This is a genomic window from Chryseobacterium sp. CP-77, assembly GCF_036362765.1.
Lineage (GTDB): Bacteria > Bacteroidota > Bacteroidia > Flavobacteriales > Weeksellaceae > Chryseobacterium > Chryseobacterium cupriresistens.
Map to the genome: position 1 here is coordinate 4,275,318 of NZ_CP143637.1, position 18,391 is coordinate 4,293,708.

The 18,391-nt window shown below is 36.5% G+C and carries 17 protein-coding genes; 8 read left to right on the forward strand and 9 right to left on the reverse strand.

The features are described 5' to 3' along the window. Positions 1 to 8: 8 nt before the first annotated feature. The 4 genes from V0410_RS19115 to V0410_RS19130 form a co-directional block, all read right to left on the reverse strand. A complete protein-coding gene (locus V0410_RS19115) occupies positions 9 to 503 on the reverse strand; it encodes a Smr/MutS family protein (RefSeq protein ID WP_330745254.1) in 495 nt (164 codons plus the stop codon). A 143-nt stretch (positions 504 to 646) separates the two neighbouring features. Further along, positions 647 to 1,144, reverse strand: a complete 498-nt coding sequence (locus V0410_RS19120) for a metallophosphoesterase family protein (RefSeq protein WP_330745255.1) — start codon at positions 1,142 to 1,144, stop codon at positions 647 to 649. Continuing rightward, positions 1,144 to 1,593 (reverse strand): hypothetical protein, encoded by a 450-nt coding sequence (locus V0410_RS19125; RefSeq protein ID WP_330745256.1) that lies wholly within the window; start codon positions 1,591 to 1,593, stop codon positions 1,144 to 1,146. The genes V0410_RS19120 and V0410_RS19125 overlap by 1 nt, the downstream gene beginning before the upstream one ends. A 56-nt stretch (positions 1,594 to 1,649) precedes the next feature. Further along, a complete protein-coding gene (locus V0410_RS19130; RefSeq protein WP_330745257.1) occupies positions 1,650 to 2,117 on the reverse strand; it encodes a hypothetical protein in 468 nt (155 codons plus the stop codon). 88 nt (positions 2,118 to 2,205) lie between these two features. Between V0410_RS19130 and V0410_RS19135 the strand changes: the two genes are divergently transcribed. Next, entirely contained in the window at positions 2,206 to 3,750 is a 1,545-nt protein-coding gene (locus V0410_RS19135) for a serine hydrolase (RefSeq protein WP_330745258.1), read from the forward strand. A gap of 354 nt (positions 3,751 to 4,104) precedes the next feature. Here V0410_RS19135 and V0410_RS19140 read toward each other — a convergent pair whose 3' ends face one another. Both V0410_RS19140 and V0410_RS19145 read right to left on the reverse strand, forming a co-directional pair. Next, a complete protein-coding gene (locus tag V0410_RS19140; protein WP_330745259.1) occupies positions 4,105 to 4,920 on the reverse strand; it encodes an archaemetzincin in 816 nt (271 codons plus the stop codon). Next, positions 4,901 to 5,377 (reverse strand): SixA phosphatase family protein, encoded by a 477-nt coding sequence (locus V0410_RS19145; protein WP_330745260.1) that lies wholly within the window; start codon positions 5,375 to 5,377, stop codon positions 4,901 to 4,903. Before V0410_RS19145 ends, V0410_RS19140 begins: the two co-directional genes overlap by 20 nt. Positions 5,378 to 5,492: 115 nt before the next feature. Here V0410_RS19145 and ruvX point away from each other — a divergent pair, with 115 nt between their 5' ends. The 5 genes from ruvX to V0410_RS19170 all read left to right on the forward strand — a co-directional run bounded on the left by ruvX (position 5,493) and on the right by V0410_RS19170 (position 9,039). Continuing rightward, the gene (ruvX, locus tag V0410_RS19150) at positions 5,493 to 5,909 is read left to right on the forward strand and encodes a Holliday junction resolvase RuvX (RefSeq protein ID WP_202843711.1); all 417 of its coding nucleotides are present in this window, start codon (positions 5,493 to 5,495) and stop codon (positions 5,907 to 5,909) included. Continuing rightward, entirely contained in the window at positions 5,906 to 6,478 is a 573-nt protein-coding gene (def, locus tag V0410_RS19155; protein WP_110009647.1) for a peptide deformylase, read from the forward strand. Before ruvX ends, def begins: the two co-directional genes overlap by 4 nt. 75 nt (positions 6,479 to 6,553) lie before the next feature. Next, complete coding sequence (locus V0410_RS19160) at positions 6,554 to 7,108, forward strand: DUF5606 family protein (protein ID WP_330745261.1); 555 nt, start codon at positions 6,554 to 6,556, stop codon at positions 7,106 to 7,108. Positions 7,109 to 7,341: 233 nt separating this feature from the next. Next, positions 7,342 to 8,109, forward strand: coding sequence for a nucleoside triphosphate pyrophosphohydrolase (gene mazG, locus V0410_RS19165; protein ID WP_330745262.1), 768 nt, complete (start codon positions 7,342 to 7,344; stop codon positions 8,107 to 8,109). Between the two features lie 57 nt (positions 8,110 to 8,166). Further along, complete coding sequence (locus V0410_RS19170) at positions 8,167 to 9,039, forward strand: SdiA-regulated domain-containing protein (RefSeq protein WP_330745263.1); 873 nt, start codon at positions 8,167 to 8,169, stop codon at positions 9,037 to 9,039. Between the two features lie 93 nt (positions 9,040 to 9,132). On the opposite strand, the gene V0410_RS19175 is transcribed toward V0410_RS19170, so the two are convergent. Continuing rightward, complete coding sequence (locus V0410_RS19175) at positions 9,133 to 9,855, reverse strand: hypothetical protein (RefSeq protein WP_146207843.1); 723 nt, start codon at positions 9,853 to 9,855, stop codon at positions 9,133 to 9,135. Between the two features lie 313 nt (positions 9,856 to 10,168). After that, on the reverse strand, positions 10,169 to 13,885 hold the full coding sequence (locus V0410_RS19180; RefSeq protein WP_330745264.1) for a metallophosphoesterase: 3,717 nt from the start codon (positions 13,883 to 13,885) through the stop codon (positions 10,169 to 10,171). Positions 13,886 to 13,911: 26 nt separating this feature from the next. On the opposite strand from V0410_RS19180, the gene V0410_RS19185 reads away from it, so the two are divergent. Both V0410_RS19185 and V0410_RS19190 read left to right on the forward strand, forming a co-directional pair. Beyond that, positions 13,912 to 15,087 carry a Pycsar system effector family protein gene (locus V0410_RS19185; RefSeq protein WP_330745265.1) on the forward strand — a complete coding sequence of 392 codons (1,176 nt, stop codon included), beginning with the start codon at positions 13,912 to 13,914 and terminating at the stop codon, positions 15,085 to 15,087. A gap of 50 nt (positions 15,088 to 15,137) precedes the next feature. Beyond that, complete coding sequence (locus V0410_RS19190) at positions 15,138 to 16,028, forward strand: bestrophin family protein (protein ID WP_330745266.1); 891 nt, start codon at positions 15,138 to 15,140, stop codon at positions 16,026 to 16,028. Between the two features lie 13 nt (positions 16,029 to 16,041). Here the strand turns inward: V0410_RS19190 and V0410_RS19195 are convergent, their stop codons facing one another. Then, positions 16,042 to 18,354: a GAF domain-containing protein gene (locus V0410_RS19195; protein ID WP_330745267.1), complete on the reverse strand. Its 2,313-nt coding sequence runs from the start codon at positions 18,352 to 18,354 to the stop codon at positions 16,042 to 16,044. Positions 18,355 to 18,391 lie beyond the last annotated feature (37 nt).

The window sequence follows — 18,391 nt, forward strand, 5'->3', positions numbered from 1 at the left end:
CTGCAAATTTAGTGAAATTCTACCATTACCGCACCCGATTGGTGGTGAAGTATTTCCTTATTATAAAAATCAATATTGACCTGGCTTTCCAATACATCCCGGACCATCCTCTGCAAAGTACCGTCACCAATGCCGTGAACAATTTCCAGTCTTTTCAGGTTGTTCTTTCTGCAAAACTCAATCACTTCAATCAGTTTTTCCTTTTGTATAAACAATCTTTCAAAGCTGTCATAATCATTGGGATTCTTTACCAAATTATGAAAATGCAGGTCTAAAACCAAATGATTTTTCTGATGTTTCTTGGAAATGATTTTTTTAGGTTCCGCTTTTCTTACAACTCTGATATTTTCATACAGATCAGCATCTTTCGGAACAAGTTTTTCCTTGGGATATTGATGGGTAAATCCATATTCATCTTTAAAAACAACAATATTTCCCTTCACGGAAGTAATTATCCCGCTTAAATCCTCATCTACTACCGAAACCTTATCGCCGATCTTCATAATTTTTACAGGTTTGTATGAACCAATATTTGTGCAAAGGTAGAAAGTAAAATGGATGAACACAAACTCCTTACTCCCAATCCCCCCTAAATTCTCAAACGCTCACACTCTCCAACCCTAAAACTCTCCAACCCTCTCACTCATCAAACTCTAGGTCCCAGTTCAATCACCTCCAGATCTTTGATTTCCTCACCGTCTACCACAAACCGCATCATTGTTCTCACTTTATGCCAGCCCTGTTTTCCGCAGGCTCCGGGATTCAAATGGAGGAGATTGTTTTTCTCATCATACATCGCTTTCAAAATATGAGAGTGGCCTGAAATAAACAATTTCGGAGCCTTTTCTGCCATTTCTTTTTTCGTAAGTGGAGTATATTTTCCCGGATAACCTCCGATATGGATCATGAGAACTTCCAGTTTTTCACAAAAGAAACGGTTCACTTCCGGAAATTCTGCCTGAATTTTAGCATTATCAATGTTTCCGTAAACGCCCTTCAGAGGTTTTATTTTTTCCAGCTGTTCAATGACATCCAGACTTCCGAAATCCCCGCAATGCCATACTTCGTCAGCCTGAGAAGCATATTCCAGGATACGGTCATCAATATAAGAATGGGAATCGGAAAGAAGAAGAACTTTTGTCATTATCTAAGGGTTCTTTCAGTGATATTTTCGTGGTATTTATCTTTAAAAACAGCCACACGGTCAGGATTAAGCTCCCCGTCATGATTGATTACTCTTTCTTTCAACAGCCATTTTACCAGTTTTTCCATTCCTTTTTTGGAATTCATAAAATTGGATATTTTGCTCATATCTGTCGATTCTATTTTTGTTTTTTCGGTCAGAAAATTCAGAATAAAATAATCATCATTTACATATCTTGGGGTTTCATTATCCATATACCGGTAAAGAAGAACTTCCTCATCATCTTTCATGGAGAAAAACGAATACTGGGCTGCATTGATCTTTTCAGCTTTCAGAATCTGCTTTCCATCCAATAAAACTTTATCATCTTTGATGGTTATATCCTGAGAAAAATATAAATTACAGCTTATCATCAGTAAGAAGAAAGCCAATAATCTGTTTAGTGCCATTTTATTATTTTTTTAAGACTGCAAATATAAAGAAGCTCCATCAACTTATTCCGACCTTAGTCTGTGATATTTTTTGTTTTTCTGATAGAATCCATTTTCTTTTCAATATCTGCGCTGAAAACCTTTTTCAGTTTCAGTTGATTCTCTGTAAGCTTTGAAATTACAAAAGTTCCGGTCATATTGGTATTGGAAGGAAATACTAACGTTACTGTAGAGTCTGAAGCTTTTTTCCAGCTCCCGATATAACGGTCCGGCTTTTCATTTTTTTTATTAACAGTTTCTTCCAGGGTATCATATCTTAAAGTAGATTTAATCAGATTTCCTGTGATTTTTCCATTTTTCTGAAATCTGATTCCTTCTCTTCTCGCTTCAAAACCATCCTGTTTTTCATAAGTATAAATATAAGTATCCATTTTACTGAGATTCCAGGTTTGTAAAAGTAAAGGATTGGCAGTTCTGTCCTGGGCTTTGATACCGCTGACTGCGAAAAGAGAGAAAATACAGATACAAATAGGCTTTTTCATGAATACAACTGATTTATCGTAAAGTTTTAGCACGGCTAAAATGAGCGTCGCTTAATATTTAGTAAATTTGGGAAAATTAAAATAAACAATGAAACAGAAACTTTCTTTTTTCATTTTTCTTTTAACCGTAGGATTAGCCAATGCTCAGGTTGAAGAAAAAAAGCTGGATGAACTGATCCAAAATACCCTGAAAACCTTTGATGTACCGGGAATGTCGGTAGGAATTGTGAAAGATGGCAAGATGATCTATTCCAAAGGGTTTGGAGTACGTTCTCTTACAACAAAGCAGCCAATGGATGACAATACGCTGGTAGGGATTGCTTCTAACTCAAAAGGCTTTACCTGTACAGCATTAGCCATCTTAGCAGATGAAGGAAAACTGAACTGGGATGATAAAGTTTCAAAATATATTCCTGAATTTCAAATGTATGATCCTTATGTTTCTCAAAATGTTACGATCAAGGATCTTGTTACCCACAGAGCCGGATTAGGACTTGGACAGGGAGATCTTATGTTTTTTCCTGAAGGAGGAAATTTAACCGTTAATGATATTGTGCATAATGTGAGATATCTGAAACCGGAAAATCCTTTCAGAACAAAACTGGATTATAACAATATCATGTTTATTGTAGCCGGAGAAGTAATCCACAGAATTTCCGGATTAAGCTGGGCGGAATTTATTGAGCAGCGAATTATGAAACCTGTAGGAATGACTTCAAGTTTCGGAAGCTACAGCAGAGCAAAGGCTGTTGCCAATAAAATTGATGCACACGCTCCGGTAGACGGAAAAGCAATTGCTGTTCCCCACGACTGGAACGAAACGGGTAATGCAGCAGGAGGAATTATGAGTAACATTAAAGACATGACCACGTGGGCGGAATGTCTCCTAAATAATTTCACCACAAAAGATGGGAAAAAACTGGTTTCGGATAAGAATGTTCAACAACTTTGGAGCTTGCAGATTCCAGATAGAGTGGCTGCGAAAAATCCTTATGATACAAGTTTCTACGGATACGGTTTAGGATGGTTTCTGAGTGATGTGAAAGGACATAAACAGGTACAGCATACCGGTGGACTGATCGGAACCGTTACTCAATTTACTTTAATTCCCGATATGAAACTGGGAATTGTAGTATTGACGAACCAACAGTCCGGAGCAGCTTTCAATACCATTACGAATACCGTTAAAGATTCTTATCTTGGGGTTGCCGACAGAAACTGGCTGAAAACCTATAGCGAAAGAATGTCTAAAATGGAAGCCGAATTCAGCAAACAAAAGAAAGATGCTTTTGCAAAATCTGAAGCCTTCAAAAAAGAAAAAGCGCAGCAGCCAAAAGCAGAACAGTTTACAGGAACTTACAATGATATTTGGTTTGGTGATGTAGAAATTACACAACAGGGAAATAGCTACAGAATTTCGTGCAAAAACTCTCCAAGGTTAAAAGGAGAGCTGCTTCCTTATTCCAATAATTCTTTCATTATCAAATGGGACGACAGAAGCTATGATGCGGATGCCTATATTATTTTCAGCTATGACGAAAACGGAAAAGCAGAATCTGCAAAATTGAAGGCGATTTCTGATGTAACAGATTTCAGTTTTGACTTTGATGATCTGGATTTGAAGAAGAAATAAAATAGAGATTATAAAATATTCTATGGAGAACGGGCGTGGGTCCGTTCTTTTTTTGTTTGTTAACTACGAATGCCACTAATTTATTCAGATAACACTCATTTTAATGATTATTGAAAATTAAAACTGAAATAATTCAATAGGAACGGGCTAAAGGTCGTTTTTTCATGTTTACAGCGATAATGGCTTTAGCCGAAGGACCACCCCGTCAAAAATTCTTTGAATTTTCGCCACCCCTCCGGTGGAGGGGAATAGGCAGTCGGTAACAGGAATGTTGGTTTATTGTACAAGGTTCAGATCTTGCTGTGACTGGGAAAGTTCTGTGTTAAGATGTTGCTTTTCAAAGAAATTTTTTAGTTAAAGTAATCTTTTTTTATTATCATAATGAATACTTGAATTCAGTTTTCTCTGGCAGAGTGAACATGCTCTGGCAAGATGATAATCAGTTTCCGATAATGAATTGGTTCCATTCATCACGCAGTTGGCATTCAGACAATGGCTTATTCCAAACATATGCCCGATCTCGTGTGAACTGATTTTTATTAATCTTAAAAGACTTTTGTTAAAATTAGAATCTGTTAATTGTCCGTCTGCAAATCGGTATATAGAGGTTACTCCCACGCCATCCTCATATGAAGCCAGTCCGAATACGTAATTCCATTCCGGTAATGGAAAAAGGTCTTTCTCCGTAATACCCATTAATACAATAGCATCTTTAGGTTTTCTTTTGATCAGAATACTGTCCAGTACATATCCTGCAAGAACCTGTTCCTGTCCTTCCTTTGAAATTCTTTTAACTTTTTCAGGGAAAATAGTGTTGGGTAAAACAGGAAGAACCTTTGTTTCCTGCTGAAAATAGGTTTTTAAATAGTGTTGGGTAAGTGCTATTTCTTTTTTCTGAAGTTCATCGAATGTTCCTATAGGCTGAAGATAAATGATATTTTTTCCGGATTGTGGTTTTATCTTTTTTAATTTTTGAAAATCTTCAAATGTCTGGAAATGCTCATCATGATTATACCGCCAGCTTCCGGGTTTTGGAGAAGAGGAAAGTTTGATGTCATTGAATGCAATAGATTCATAGTAATTTTTCTTCTGTTTCTGACAAGAGAAAAGAAGGGTAATTATTGTAACATAAAAAAACAGAAAAGTGAAATTATATTTTCCCCGGTTCATAAAAGAATAGCAGTTTCTTTTTGGCACCGTCGAACTCTGACCAGGAATCACAGTCTACCTCAAAACCTGCCACTCCGCAAGTGGGGAAATGGAAAATATCCTCAGAAATGGAATTGGCAAAATTGGAAATTCCATTATTGTGAGAGAAGAACGCCACCGAAGTCAGGTTGTCATCCAGATCATAAATTACAGATTCAAAGCTTCTTTCCGAAGGGTTATATAGTTTTTCATCAGTTGAACAGTTCAGCTGATAAGCCTGATTGAAAATCTTACAGGTATTCAGTGCACGAACCGCAGGGCTCGATACAAAATGGTCTATAGAAATATTATTGCTTTTCAGGAATCTGGACATGTGCATAGCATCCTCCAAACCTTTGTCTGCCAAAGGTCTGTCAAAGTCCTCCGTTTCCTCCGGCCAGTCGCTTTTTGCATGTCTCACGAGGATGAGTTTCTTCATATAATTGTTTTTTGGAAGATTAAAATTATAAAAAAAATAATGGAATAAAACATGATTTATATAAAAAAACTGCGTTATGAATAAAATCAGTAAATTTTACTAAATTTGCAGACTTATGGGACAAATCCTTGCAATAGACTACGGAAAGGCTCGTTGTGGTATCGCTGCAACCGATGATATGCAGATTATAGCCAGTGGGCTGGAGACTGTGGAGAACCGTTTTTTAATGGAATTTTTGAAAAAATATTTCAGTGAAAATAAGGTAGATGAAGTAGTGATTGGACTTCCCATAGATTTGAAGGGAAATGTTTCGGAAGTGGAAACCGATATTTTAAAATTTATAGAAGAATTTAAAAAAGAATTTTCGGATATTGCAGTTCACCGTTTCGATGAAAGATTTACATCCAAAATGGCTTCTTTTTTTATTTCCCAAAGTGGAAAAAACAAGAAAAAGAGGCAGGAAAAAGGATTAATAGATAAAGTAAGTGCAACCATCATATTGCAGAATTTTTTAGAACAAAGATTAAGATGATATTACCGATAAGAGCTTTTGGGGATCCTGTTTTGAGAAAAGTAGGAAAAGATATAGACAAAGACTATCCCGAATTACAGGAACTGATAGATAACATGTTCGAAACCATGTACAGCGCAAATGGCATAGGTCTTGCAGCGCCACAGATTGGTTTGGATATCCGTCTGTTTGTAATAGATGTGACGCCTCTTGCAGAAGATGAGGATTATGAAGATATTAAAGATGAGTTGGCAGAGTTTAAAAAAGTATTCATCAACGCTCAGATTCTTGAAGAATCAGGGGAAGAATGGAAGTTCAATGAGGGCTGCCTTTCTATTCCGGATGTAAGAGAAGATGTGAAAAGAAAAGGGACAATCGTTATTGAATATTATGACGAAAATTTTGTGAAACATACAGAAACTTTTTCCGATATTAGAGCCCGCGTAATTCAGCATGAATATGACCACATTGAAGGGATTTTATTTACCGACCACCTGAGTGCTCTGAAGAAGAAACTCGTAAAAGGTAAGCTGACAAAAATCTCTCAGGGTGACGTAAACATCGGTTACAAAATGAGATTTCCAAAATAATTAAACAAGGATTAAAAAGAAATAATAAAAAGCAAAAAGCTAGTGCTGATTGCAGAATTTACAAAAAATAAAATTATGCTGTTAGAAAAAATAATTTCAATTTCTGGAAAACCAGGACTTTTCAAATTAGTTTCTCAATTAAGAAACGGATTCATCATTGAAGATGTTACCTCAAAGAAAAAAGTAAGCATTGGAAACTCAAGCCAGGTAAGTTTATTGGACAATATCGCCATGTTTACATTTGAGAAAGAAGTTCCTTTGTTTGAAGTATTTGAAAATATTGCTAAAAACAACGACTATAAGGAAACTATCTCTCACAAATCTTCTGATGCAGATCTGAAAGATTTTATGTTGGCATCTCTTCCAAACTATGACACAGAAAGAGTATATTCTTCTGATATCAAGAAATTGGCTCAGTGGTACAACATCCTTCAAAAAGCAGGATATATTACGCCTGAGAGCTTTGTAAAAGCAGAGCCTGAAACTTTAGAAGGTGAGCCAGCTGAAGAAGTAAGCATTGAAAAAGAAGCTAAAAAAGCTCCAAAAGCAGAAAAGCCAGCAGCTCCAAAAGTAAAAGCTACTTCCGCTGCTAAATCAGCTCCAAAGAGTACACACAGAAAACAAGGATAATTCATTTGAATTAAAAATATAAAACCTTGTCTGGGAAATCCGGACAAGGTTTTTTGTTTTCTGGCAGTAAATAATTGGGGGGTAATATTCCAAACCTAACAGGTTTCCGAAACCTGTTAGGTTTACATATCAAATCTATCCTAAATTCTGCACTCTGCAACTTTTACTTCCAACGTTTGTAATGATGCCCGAATAACCCTTACATTTGTATAAGATTGAATTTCCCATTATTTATGAATACGAAACAAGAGAAACTGGAGGCCTTCGGAAGATTACTGGATATTATGGATGATTTGCGTGAAAAATGTCCATGGGATCAGAAACAGACGTTAGAATCCCTTCGTCATCTTACCCTTGAAGAGACGTATGAACTTTCAGATGCTATTTTGCAAAATGATTTACAGGAAATAAAGAAAGAGCTGGGCGATGTCCTGCTACACCTGGTTTTTTATGCTAAAATAGGTTCTGAAAAAGGAAGTTTTGACATTGCGGATGTTATCAATTCCCTGAATGAAAAGCTGATCTTCCGTCATCCTCACATTTATGGAGATACTGAAGTGAAAGATGAAGAAGAAGTGAAGCAGAACTGGGAAAAATTAAAATTAAAGGAAGGAAATAAGTCTATTTTGGGTGGAGTTCCGAAAAGTCTGCCGAGTTTGGTAAAAGCCTACAGAATTCAGGATAAGGTAAAAGGGATCGGTTTTGAATTTCATGATGCAGAAGATGCATGGAAAAAAGTAGATGAGGAAATTCAGGAGTTCCATGCTGAAACGGATTTGGATAAAAAAGAACAAGAGTTGGGGGATGTTTTCTTCTCTCTGATCAACTATGCCAGAATTTCAGGAATCAATCCGGATTCTGCATTGGAAAGAACCAATCTGAAGTTTATTTCAAGATTTCAAAAGATGGAAGGTCTTGCCCAAGAACAGGATCTGAAACTGGCAGACATGTCTCTGGAAGAAATGGATGTTCTTTGGGAACAGGCAAAAAAACTTTCATAGTTGCCGATTGGAACAATTAATGCTTCTTATATTCAGTTAAAAAAATAAAAAATAAATATGTTACGTTTCCTTATATTACCTGCTTTGCTTTTATTGAGCTGCAATCCAAAAGCTCAGAATTCCCCTGCTAAGGAGGATGAACTGAAAGTCCAGTTTACCTTACCTAAAAAGTTGAAGGAAGTTTCCGGAATTACTTTGTCAAAAGATAAGAAAACCATCTGGGCAATAGAAGACAAGGGAAATAAAAATGCAATATATGGCCTGAGTGATAAAGGTGACATGCTGGCAAAAATACCGGTAGAAAATGCTGAAAATACAGACTGGGAAGACATCATATCCGATTCTCAGGGAAATATTTATATTGGAGATTTTGGGAATAATGACAATAACCGACAGGATCTGGCGATCTTAAAAACAGATTTGAAAGACAGCAAACAAATTGCTGCCAAAGTTGTTCAGACTACAAAATTTCATTATCAGGGGCAGACAGAATTTCCTCCGAAAAAGTCGAACCTGTTGTACGACTGTGAAGGTTTTGTTGAAATGGATGGCAATTTTTACTTATTCACCAAAAACAGGAGCAAAGGTTTTGACGGAACCTTTCTTGTATTCCAGGTTCCTAACAAAGAGGGTGATTTTGAAGCTAAGCTAATAGGAAAATTAAAGCTTGATGGGGGGTATAATGATGCTGCGATTACCTCTGCGAGTATCAACAGCACAAAAGATAAAATCGTGTTGCTTACCCATAAAAATGTTCATGTTCTTACCGGATTTGCTGCTAACGATTTTAATTCTGCTAAAATTCAAAAAATTCCTCTGAACCATAATTCCCAGAAGGAAGCTATTGTATTCTTTGATGATAAAACATTAATGATCGCAGATGAGAAAGGGAAAGATGAGGGGGGAAATGTGTATAGTTTTTCTTTGTAAAAAACAAACCTCTATAAAAATTCAAACCCCACAGAGAAATCTGTGGGGTTTTGAATATATGAATGTTAATGAAGTGATTGACGTTTGTATTGTTTATGGAGTCAGATATGAGATATGAATATTTCCGCTGGATAATCTGAAATCCTGAGTATAACGGCAGCGTATTCTGAAGGATTCTCCCGTATTGAAAAAGTTAATGGAGGAAAGATTATGATTCAGTCCTGTTGTACGCTCACCATGGCCCGTAGATATGCCTGCTAACGTTGTGAGCGTAGGGGAAACTTTTTGTATGTATGAATTAGCTGTTCCTGCAGTTTGTCCTGATGGATTTAAATTAAGATCGTAGGTAGCATAAGGAACAATATTATAAAATCCAGGTTTTACTACTGTGAAAAGTCCTGTTGTAGAATTGTACGTTAAATATGCATTATCAATCTTATTACTCACATTAAAGACATAGGTTTGTGAATAACTTTCATGAGTATTGACTGGTGTAGAATGCGTACCTGTATAACTTCCACTAGCCGGGCTGATGTCTGTTTTGTTTCCAACAAAAACTACCTTTAGAAAGTTTTCTGACTCAATTGTTTTCCAAACCGGCGCATTCCCTGCTCCGTTAGACATTAAAACTTCACCTTTGTTTCCGGAATTTCCCTTTGTTCTATCGTCTCCGCCTACATTCAGATCTTTAACAACCTGAAGGGAACCGTTGACATGCAATGTATGTTGGGGAGTTGATGTTTTAATCCCTATCTGTGCATTTAACTGGATGAACATGACAAATAAAGCCATATAGAATAGTTTTTTTTTCATCATTTGTTGATTTTTTGTTGCCACAAATATAAAATGTTTTTAAAATGTCAATTTTTTAAGGAATTGATAATCATATTAAACTATGTCTAGTTTTGACTTATATAGCTGAAAATATGACCTTTATTTAAAAGCCATATTTATTTTATCAGTAAAAAATGTGAGTTGAAAATTTGAATTATTAATTTTTATTTAAATTGAAATTTTTCAAATTTTTAATTTAAAACAGTCTAAAATACTGTTAAACAATGTTTTATATTGAGTATTTGATGGTGGTACTCATTTCAAAATTGAGAATTAATTTTTTTAATGGGCCAGATTAAAATTTCATTCCCACTCCGGCAGAAATTCTTCCACCATCTGAACCATAGAAATAATTTAATCTTGCAGACATCATTTCCACAATACTCAGCCATACTCCTGCACCCACAGACTGATGCCATTTTCTGGAATTTTCATCGTCATTCCATACACGGCCGGTATCGTATCCTATTAGAATTCCCATGTTGGCAGGAGCAATATTATTTCTTACCCTTCCAAAATCCCATCGGATTTCTGAGTTATTGGTGAAATAGGATCTTCCTGAGAATCTTTCGTTTCTGAAGGCTCTCATTCCATTATTACCTCCGATAGCCGCTGCCTGATAAAATTCAAAATTATTGTTATTGATCCACATCACATTGCTGGAATTGGCGAATACAAATTTCCCTTTTTTATCAATCCTGTGGTCAATGGCCAGTTTTCCTTTTACAGTTACGAAATTCTTATTAAAATCAGAAAGAGTTGCTTTCCAGTCTGCATTCAGCATAAATTCCAGTCCAAGAGTAGGGAAGGCCGTATTATCAGCATTTTTATAACCAAAGGTATAGTTGGCTCCAACAAACTGCTGGCTGTTGAATACGCCAGGTCTCACATCCGGAGACTGGTTGATGAAACGGTCAGCTTTTCTTTGTACTTTATTATCTTCAAAAGTCAGTTGAAACTGGTGGCTGAGGTTCATCCAGCTCTTTTTAGAGATGGAAGGAGCAAAGTTGAACTTGGAAATTCTGGCTCTGTTATATTCTCTTTCTGTGTCTTCCTTATCATACTCACTTTCATTGGAAAGTCCAAAGAAATTTTGAGAAAATCTTGGAGTCGTATAGAATGCATCAAGGTTAATATCCCAACCTGAGATTGCTTTTTTAAATACACCTTTGTACGTAAGGCTAAATCCTGCAGTTGCCGTATAAAAATTAGCTTTTAAACTGTGCCTCTGAGTAAATGGATCGCGGATAAAATTATTTACTGTGTAATTGGCCAGAACGCCTACAATCACACCGTCATCCGGGTTGTAATCCAGGTTTGGATATCCGGCAACGGAATTATATTTAGGATGCTTATAATTATAGCTGTTGATGTCATAATCATCCGTAATGTTTTTGGTTGCATTTCCGGAATTGTAAGTGTTTTTCTGGGATTTAAAATCATAGATTTTCACTTTTCTTCCATCTGCAACGTTGTAGGTATCATGATTATATCCGCCAACCAGTCGGATCGTCATTTTAGGATTTCCGCTTCCGGTTACTACATAGGTGTCATCATCTTCCAGTCCGTAGATCCATAATTCTTTTGTTTTCGAATCATGATACGTCTTTTCAAAAACAAGTTCATTCTGGTCTTTATTTTTACCAAGCTTGTATTGCTGTACCATCACAGAATGTCCGTTTTTGGTGATGACAAACTTATCAGGATTTACCGTTCCTGCCAAAGGAACTTTTTTCTGCAGTACATCATAATACTGAGTGGCATAGCTCTGAAGTTTCGTCTTTCTTATTTTAAGTTTTCTCTGAATTTCAGCAATGGTATCATCCTGCACTTCTTTCGGAAGATTGTGGAAAGCGTCATCAATATCCGCATCGGTCAGATGCTCCTGAATATACTTTGCCTGCGTTTCCCATTCATTCTGGTCTGCACCTTTTAAGAATACAAGATCCATCGGATAAGGTTCCATAGCGAGCCATTTTACACTGCTGATATCTTCTGTAAAGGTTTTCATATGGCGGATGGCAGGAACATTCATAATGATTTTAAAGGCTGCTCCATCATATTTACTGAATGCCTGATCTCTGTCTTTTGGAATGGGTTTATAAATCACTTTATCACCCTCTTCATATTGAGCCCATTTCCATTGGTCTGAATGTCTGTCCCAGTCTCCGATAAGCATATCAAATAATCGTGCTCTGATATAGGATTCTCTGTCAACAGAATATTTATCACTTTTGTTAAGGTTTTTTAGTACATCATCTGTAGAAACGATATCTTTGGCATGATCCAGATAAGCCAATGTTTTAGGATCGGAAGAAAAACGCTCCTCAATCATATACATTTCATCCCCGTAGTTTTCGTTATATCTCCCCAAAGCCTGCTGCTTGGGAATGTAATACAGTTTAGGATTACTGTGGAAAATACCCAGTTTTTCTGACATATTTCCAATCGTAAATGGAGTAAACGGATGATTGGTCGTATAAAAATCAAGTAAAAATTTTTCAGGGAATGTATCTGCAAGTTCTTCTCCTAATGTGCTTTTCTGGAAAGCCATATTGTTAAGAAAGCGGATGGCACTTTTTTTCACTCCACGCATGACGAATTCCTGTCCGTCTGAAGATTTCAACCGTAAACTGTTGGATTGGTTTCCTCCACCTTCCCGGAAAGGAATATACCCTCCGTTCAATTCCGAAAGATTGGCGGTTGGTGCCTCAATAGGAATTCCATAATATCTTCTGTAATGATCTCCCCAAAGCCAGCGGTAAAACTTTCTTTTTTCCGTAAGCGCTACCGGGTAAATGGTGGAAGAAAATGTGGCAGGAAAAGAATTAGGGAAGTTATTAACGAATACATCCGGTTTGGAAATCACGGAAATATGAGTGAGCTTTTGAAGTTGGGCATCTTTGGTTGAAAAATACTCAACATCTGTACTTTCATCTTTTCTGAAATTTAAAACCGCAAAACCACTTCCTCCGTAGGAAAAGTCTGTTTTTTCTACAATCGTAGACGGATCTGTTTTAGAGCCTGCTCCACTGATAATCTGTCTCAGGTTTCCATCTTCGTGATATTGCAGGTTATGATCATGTCCGGACACGAAAATAATATTTTCCTTATCCTGAACTATACTTTTCAGTCTGTTGGCTAAGTCTGCATAATGTTGATTATTAATATCTTCAGGACTGGCTCCTGAGGAACTTCTTAAGATATTGATGACACTTGCCACCACAGGAACAGGAACTTTACTCTTTAAAGGAAAGAGATGGGATTTTGCAGAATTAAAACCTGCATGTGTTCCGCTGCTGATGATGGGATGATGTAGGGCAACAATTATTTTTTTTCCCTGATTTTTAATGATCAGATCTTTAAATTCTGTGAAAAAATCTTCACGGGTTTTGATGTTGCAGTTTTTGTTGATTCCCGGATAATTATCCCAGTTCGCTATTACCCATTCTGTATCGATGGCAATGAGCTTGATATCTTTGGAAACATTGATATCATCAATAGGACAACCGTTTTTAGGTAGGAAAGCTTTTTTATCATCAAGATATTTTTTAACCAGTGCTTCCTGGTTATTCAATCCTTCCAGTCCATTGTACCAATCATGGTTCCCCGGAATTACAAGTGTTTTCCCTTTGAAATTTTTGGTGATAGCAAGCTGATTTTCCAGCTTTTGTTTTGCCAGGGCATAATCTTTATCTGCTTCTTTGGGCATACCATTAGGATAGATATTATCGCCCAGAAAGATCAGCATAGAATTGCTGTCGGCAGAATCCAGCTTACTTTTCAGTAAATTCAGTGTTTTTTGTGCCTGAGGTTCATCTGAGTTTCCTGCATCTCCAATCAGAAAGAGTTTAAAATCATTATCGGATTTTATTTCGGAATCTTTTACTTCAAATAAGTTTTTGCCCTTTTGCACGTTATAGGTAGCACAGGAATAAAGGACTCCTGCGGACATTACTGTTCTAAGAACAATAGAAGTATTTTTTAGATGAGTTTTAAAGGATAAATTCATAAATTTACATTAACAAAATTTCAGGGATGAGCATTTTACAAAAAGCTAAAAATTATGTTGAAATCTTATTCAAAGATAAGTTATCTTCAGTATATTTTTATCATAATTTTATCCATACTGCCTATACAGTTAATAAGGCTGAGGAAATCATGAAAAATACTCCTGTTTCTGAGGAAGATCAGGAGAAGGTACTCGTAGCATTATGGTTTCATGATACGGGGTATATAGAATGTGCCCTGAACCATGAGGAAAGAAGTGTGGAGGTGATGAAAGCCTTTTTACATCAGGAAAATTATCCTGAAAACTATATTGCAGACGTTGAAAAACTGATTCTGGCTACCAAAATTCATTATGAACCTCAGAATTTACTGGAAAAAATTGTAAAGGATGCTGATTTCAGCCATTTTGCAGGTCATGATTACAGTGATATTTCCGATGCTTTGAGAAAAGAATGGGAACTGACGAATGTAAGATGTTTTTCCAATGAAGAATGGAATGCCGGAAATCTGGATATGCTGAAGAACAAGCATACTTTTTATACGGATTATGCCAAGGAAAACTGGGAGCCTCTGAAAAAGAAAAATATCAAAAAAATCGAAAAGAAGCTGGAAAAAGAAGAAGAGAAGAAAGAAAGTAAAAAGGAGGTTTCAGAAGGTAAAAAAGAAAAGGAAAAATCGGACAGAAGTGTAGATACCTTATTCAGGGTGACCCTTAATAATCATACGAGACTGAGTGATATTGCAGACAGTAAAGCCAATATTCTTTTATCTGTAAATGCCATTATTATTTCAGTATGTCTTTCTGTATTGGTTCCGAAGCTTGATGCTCCTAAAAATTCACATCTGATTCTTCCAAGTTTCATATTATTGCTGTCAAGTGTACTGACGATTATATTTGCGATTCTTTCCACAAAACCGAATGTCACCAAATCAACATTTACTTCTCAGGATATTGCCAACAGAAAAGTAAACCTATTGTTCTTCGGAAACTTTCACCAGATGTTGTTTGACGATTATAACAATGCCATGAAAGACCTTATTAAAGACAGGGATTATATCTATGATTCTATGGTGAAGGATCTGTATTATCTCGGGAAAGTTCTTAACAGGAAATACAGGCTTTTATCCATTACCTATAAGATCTTTATGGCTGGAATTATTATTTCCGTTTTATCTTTCGGAGCTGCATTTCTTAGTCTTTAATTAATAAACATACACAAATGATCGTCAGACAGCGTACGAATTGGCTGAAAATGTTATTTATATGGAGAGGATCCGTATTAAAGAAAATTGTTGTTCAGCTTACCATTATCACGCTGTTTTCCCTGGCTATCTATTTTTTCAAAGGAAAAATCTTTGACTATAAAGTGCATCTTAATCCTACCATTTTTACCTTGATAGGACTGGCACTTGCCATATTTATGGGATTCTGTAACTCTGCAAGCTATGACCGTTTCTGGGAAGGGCGGAAACTCTGGGGATTACTGGTCATTGAAACCAGATCCCTTACAAGACAGATCCTATCGCTGGTAAATGATTCTTCGTCTGAAGCTAAAGAGGAAAAAGAAAGAATCATTAAGCTGATCTCTGCATTTGCATGGTCATTGAATTTTCAATTGAGAGATAAATCCGGTACAGAACATCTTGAAAGACTGCTTTCACCGGAACAATTGGAACAGGTGAAGAACAAGAAATTTATTCCCAATATTATTCTCGGTTTTATTGCAGACTGGCTCAAAGAACAGAATAAAAAAGGAAATATAGATACCATTGTTATGACTTCTATGGATCATCAGCTGAATCAGTTTTCTAATATTTCCGGCGGATGTGAGAGGATTTACAATACACCATTACCCTTTGCTTACAGCGTTTTGCTGCATCGTACTGTTTATTTATATTGTTTCTGGCTTCCTTTCGGGCTGGTAGATACGTTGGGATGGATGATGCCATTGATCGTTCTGCTGATCAGTTATACCTTTATTGCTCTTGATGCCATTATTCAGGAGATTGGTGAACCTTTTGGTGAAGAAGAAAATGACCTTGCCCTGAACAGCATCTGCCGTACGATTGAGTTTTCTATTTTTGAACAGGCAGGAATTCCTCAAGCGGAACTGATTAAACCTGATACTTACTTTGTGGATTAAATAAGCATCATTTTTATTCCTGTGGAAGTGTAAAGGAAACCCTTAACGCCAGCAATCCCGTGATTCCCTGCAGATCCTCTACTCTTAAAAATTCTACGTCATGCTGCAAAACCCCTTTTTTCTGGAGTTTGGAAATATAATCCAGATATTCCTTTTGGTTTTCCATGCCAAAATAAACGATGGTAATTTTTCCGGGAGCGGTGATACGTTCTGAAGAATCTTTCACATGGGCTTTATCCAGACGTTTTTTAATAATCTCGTAATAGGAATTGTAGGCTCCGTCTACATCAAAGCGTTTTTCATCCATTCTGAAACGGATGTCTATTTTTTCATTATAGACGAAGATCAGTGAAGCAATATCAAGTGGTACCGGAAGATACTTTTTGAACGTCTGAAATTCAAGTTCCATTTTACAGATGGTTTTCAATTGCCAGTATCTCAGTTTGTGGACTACTTTTGAAGTATAGTGCAGCTCAGGAGCGATGGTAGAACCAATATACAGATTGTGTTCCACACCGTCAGATTTAAACCTTTCATAATAATGCGGAAAAATTTCCTGTGCTTTTATCTGGCTTTCATCCAGCATATCTGCCAGTTTCCGGTTAACAAGCGTGATAGAATCATCAAGATTTTTTCTGTGATGATAAAACAGATCCGAAGAAGTAAAAATGTGGGAGAAATAGTCTTTGATCTTTGCTTTTATTTCCCTGGACGTTTTAATTTCCAGTTTTCCCTGTAAAAAAGGATGAATTTCTTCTCTTAACAATCTCTGAAAACGCTGTTCCGTATCCGCTTTGATCTCATTGTTGATCTCATTCTCAAAAACATCCAGTGCCAGTATAAATTTTTCGGAATCCGAGTTGGTGAGTGTCAGAATTTCATTCAACCATTCAATCTGCTGGTTGAGATCCTGCAGCATCAGATTAAAACGCTTTTCAGAAGAAGAACGGATATCCGAAACCCCAAACAACGGGGTAAGATTTTTGAATGCAATCTGTTTTAAAGTATATATCTTTTTTCCGAGTGACGCCGTAAAATATTTCTCAGCTTCATTTCTGAACTTCCAGACCACACTGTCGTGGATCGTGGTATATTCGCGCTGGATAATGGCTTCTATCTGATAGTTTTTCTCAAAGTAAAACCTGTTCAGAGAGAAGAGAACCATATCAGTGAAAAACTCCAGTTTTTTAAGTTTTAAGCCATTAAAACTTCCGGCGATAGGAGAGGTGAATTCCATGATCGCAAGGAGTTCACCGTCTTTCATGATAGGAATTACCATGAAGCTGTTCACATTATTATCCTTTAAAATACTGAAGGAAGGAAGCAGCTTGACATTCTCTTCCAGGTTGTTTACATTGGAAACAACGACAGGCTTTGAATTATGATTTAAATTATTAAAAGTACTCTTGCGGGTTTCTTCATCAAATGCATTGATCCAGAAATCCAGGATATGGTTGGTAAGAAGACTCTCATAGATCGGGAGCTTATCCAGTTTCTGTTCCTTTTTGTTGAACGTCATCAGTCCGAAGCTCAATTCTGGAACATCAAAATAAGATTTGAAAATTTCAGTCAGATTTTCATTGGGATTCATATTTTCCGGATCAATTTCAATCATGCTTGATTTCAGATCGGAAAGGGCCACTTCAGAGGTACAGTCTACCAGTGAAATAATGGTAAATCCTTTCAGTATCCACGATTGTGAAGGGAAATACTTTTTCCAGAGTTTAAAATCATCAAGATTTTCCAAAAGCATATCCAGAATATCATCAGATGGAATTTTGGCATCTTCTGTAGGAGTAATTTCCGTAAAATCTGAATTGACCGTAATTTTATAATGCTTCATGATTCCCTGCTTATTCGGAATGTCATAATAAAACGGAAGTGTACTTTTAATATCTTTTTTGAAATAGCTCTGAAGAATCAGACAGCAGCAAAATACATAGAATTCGTTATCTGAAATATTCCTGAGTTCTATTTCGAAATCTTTTCCTGCATCTTTCAGAATATCTTTAAATCTTTCGGTATAGTTAAAGGTAATGTTGGAAAGCGGAATACTTGCCGCTTTTATTTCGTTTCTGGTGAGGCCTGTCGGGAAAAGGTCTGCAAGAAGCAGCCTGATGAGGTCTTCGTATTTTTCAAGAAGGGCTGTATCCTGGAAACCTTCTCTAAGGTCTTTAAAATTTCGGGTGCTCTCTAGTAATGACTCTGCATAATTGACCCTGTATTCCAGTCTGTCATTATACCGGATATGTTCCAGAACATCCAAATATTTTTTGAATGATATATAAACCTGAAAGGGAGAGTCTTTTTTATAGAGATTAGCCAAGAGCTGAAAAATTTAAAGTAAAGTTATGAAAAAAGCA

Coding starts and splice junctions, on each gene's coding strand:
- V0410_RS19115 (WP_330745254.1), bottom strand. CDS start 503: ATGAAGATCGGCGATAAGGTTTCGGTAGTAGATGAGGATTTAAGCGGG.
- V0410_RS19120 (WP_330745255.1), bottom strand. CDS start 1,144: ATGACAAAAGTTCTTCTTCTTTCCGATTCCCATTCTTATATTGATGAC.
- V0410_RS19125 (WP_330745256.1), bottom strand. CDS start 1,593: ATGGCACTAAACAGATTATTGGCTTTCTTCTTACTGATGATAAGCTGT.
- V0410_RS19130 (WP_330745257.1), bottom strand. CDS start 2,117: ATGAAAAAGCCTATTTGTATCTGTATTTTCTCTCTTTTCGCAGTCAGC.
- V0410_RS19135 (WP_330745258.1), top strand. CDS start 2,206: ATGAAACAGAAACTTTCTTTTTTCATTTTTCTTTTAACCGTAGGATTA.
- V0410_RS19140 (WP_330745259.1), bottom strand. CDS start 4,920: ATGAACCGGGGAAAATATAATTTCACTTTTCTGTTTTTTTATGTTACA.
- V0410_RS19145 (WP_330745260.1), bottom strand. CDS start 5,377: ATGAAGAAACTCATCCTCGTGAGACATGCAAAAAGCGACTGGCCGGAG.
- ruvX (WP_202843711.1), top strand. CDS start 5,493: ATGGGACAAATCCTTGCAATAGACTACGGAAAGGCTCGTTGTGGTATC.
- def (WP_110009647.1), top strand. CDS start 5,906: ATGATATTACCGATAAGAGCTTTTGGGGATCCTGTTTTGAGAAAAGTA.
- V0410_RS19160 (WP_330745261.1), top strand. CDS start 6,554: ATGCTGTTAGAAAAAATAATTTCAATTTCTGGAAAACCAGGACTTTTC.
- mazG (WP_330745262.1), top strand. CDS start 7,342: ATGAATACGAAACAAGAGAAACTGGAGGCCTTCGGAAGATTACTGGAT.
- V0410_RS19170 (WP_330745263.1), top strand. CDS start 8,167: ATGTTACGTTTCCTTATATTACCTGCTTTGCTTTTATTGAGCTGCAAT.
- V0410_RS19175 (WP_146207843.1), bottom strand. CDS start 9,855: ATGATGAAAAAAAAACTATTCTATATGGCTTTATTTGTCATGTTCATC.
- V0410_RS19180 (WP_330745264.1), bottom strand. CDS start 13,885: ATGAATTTATCCTTTAAAACTCATCTAAAAAATACTTCTATTGTTCTT.
- V0410_RS19185 (WP_330745265.1), top strand. CDS start 13,912: ATGAGCATTTTACAAAAAGCTAAAAATTATGTTGAAATCTTATTCAAA.
- V0410_RS19190 (WP_330745266.1), top strand. CDS start 15,138: ATGTTATTTATATGGAGAGGATCCGTATTAAAGAAAATTGTTGTTCAG.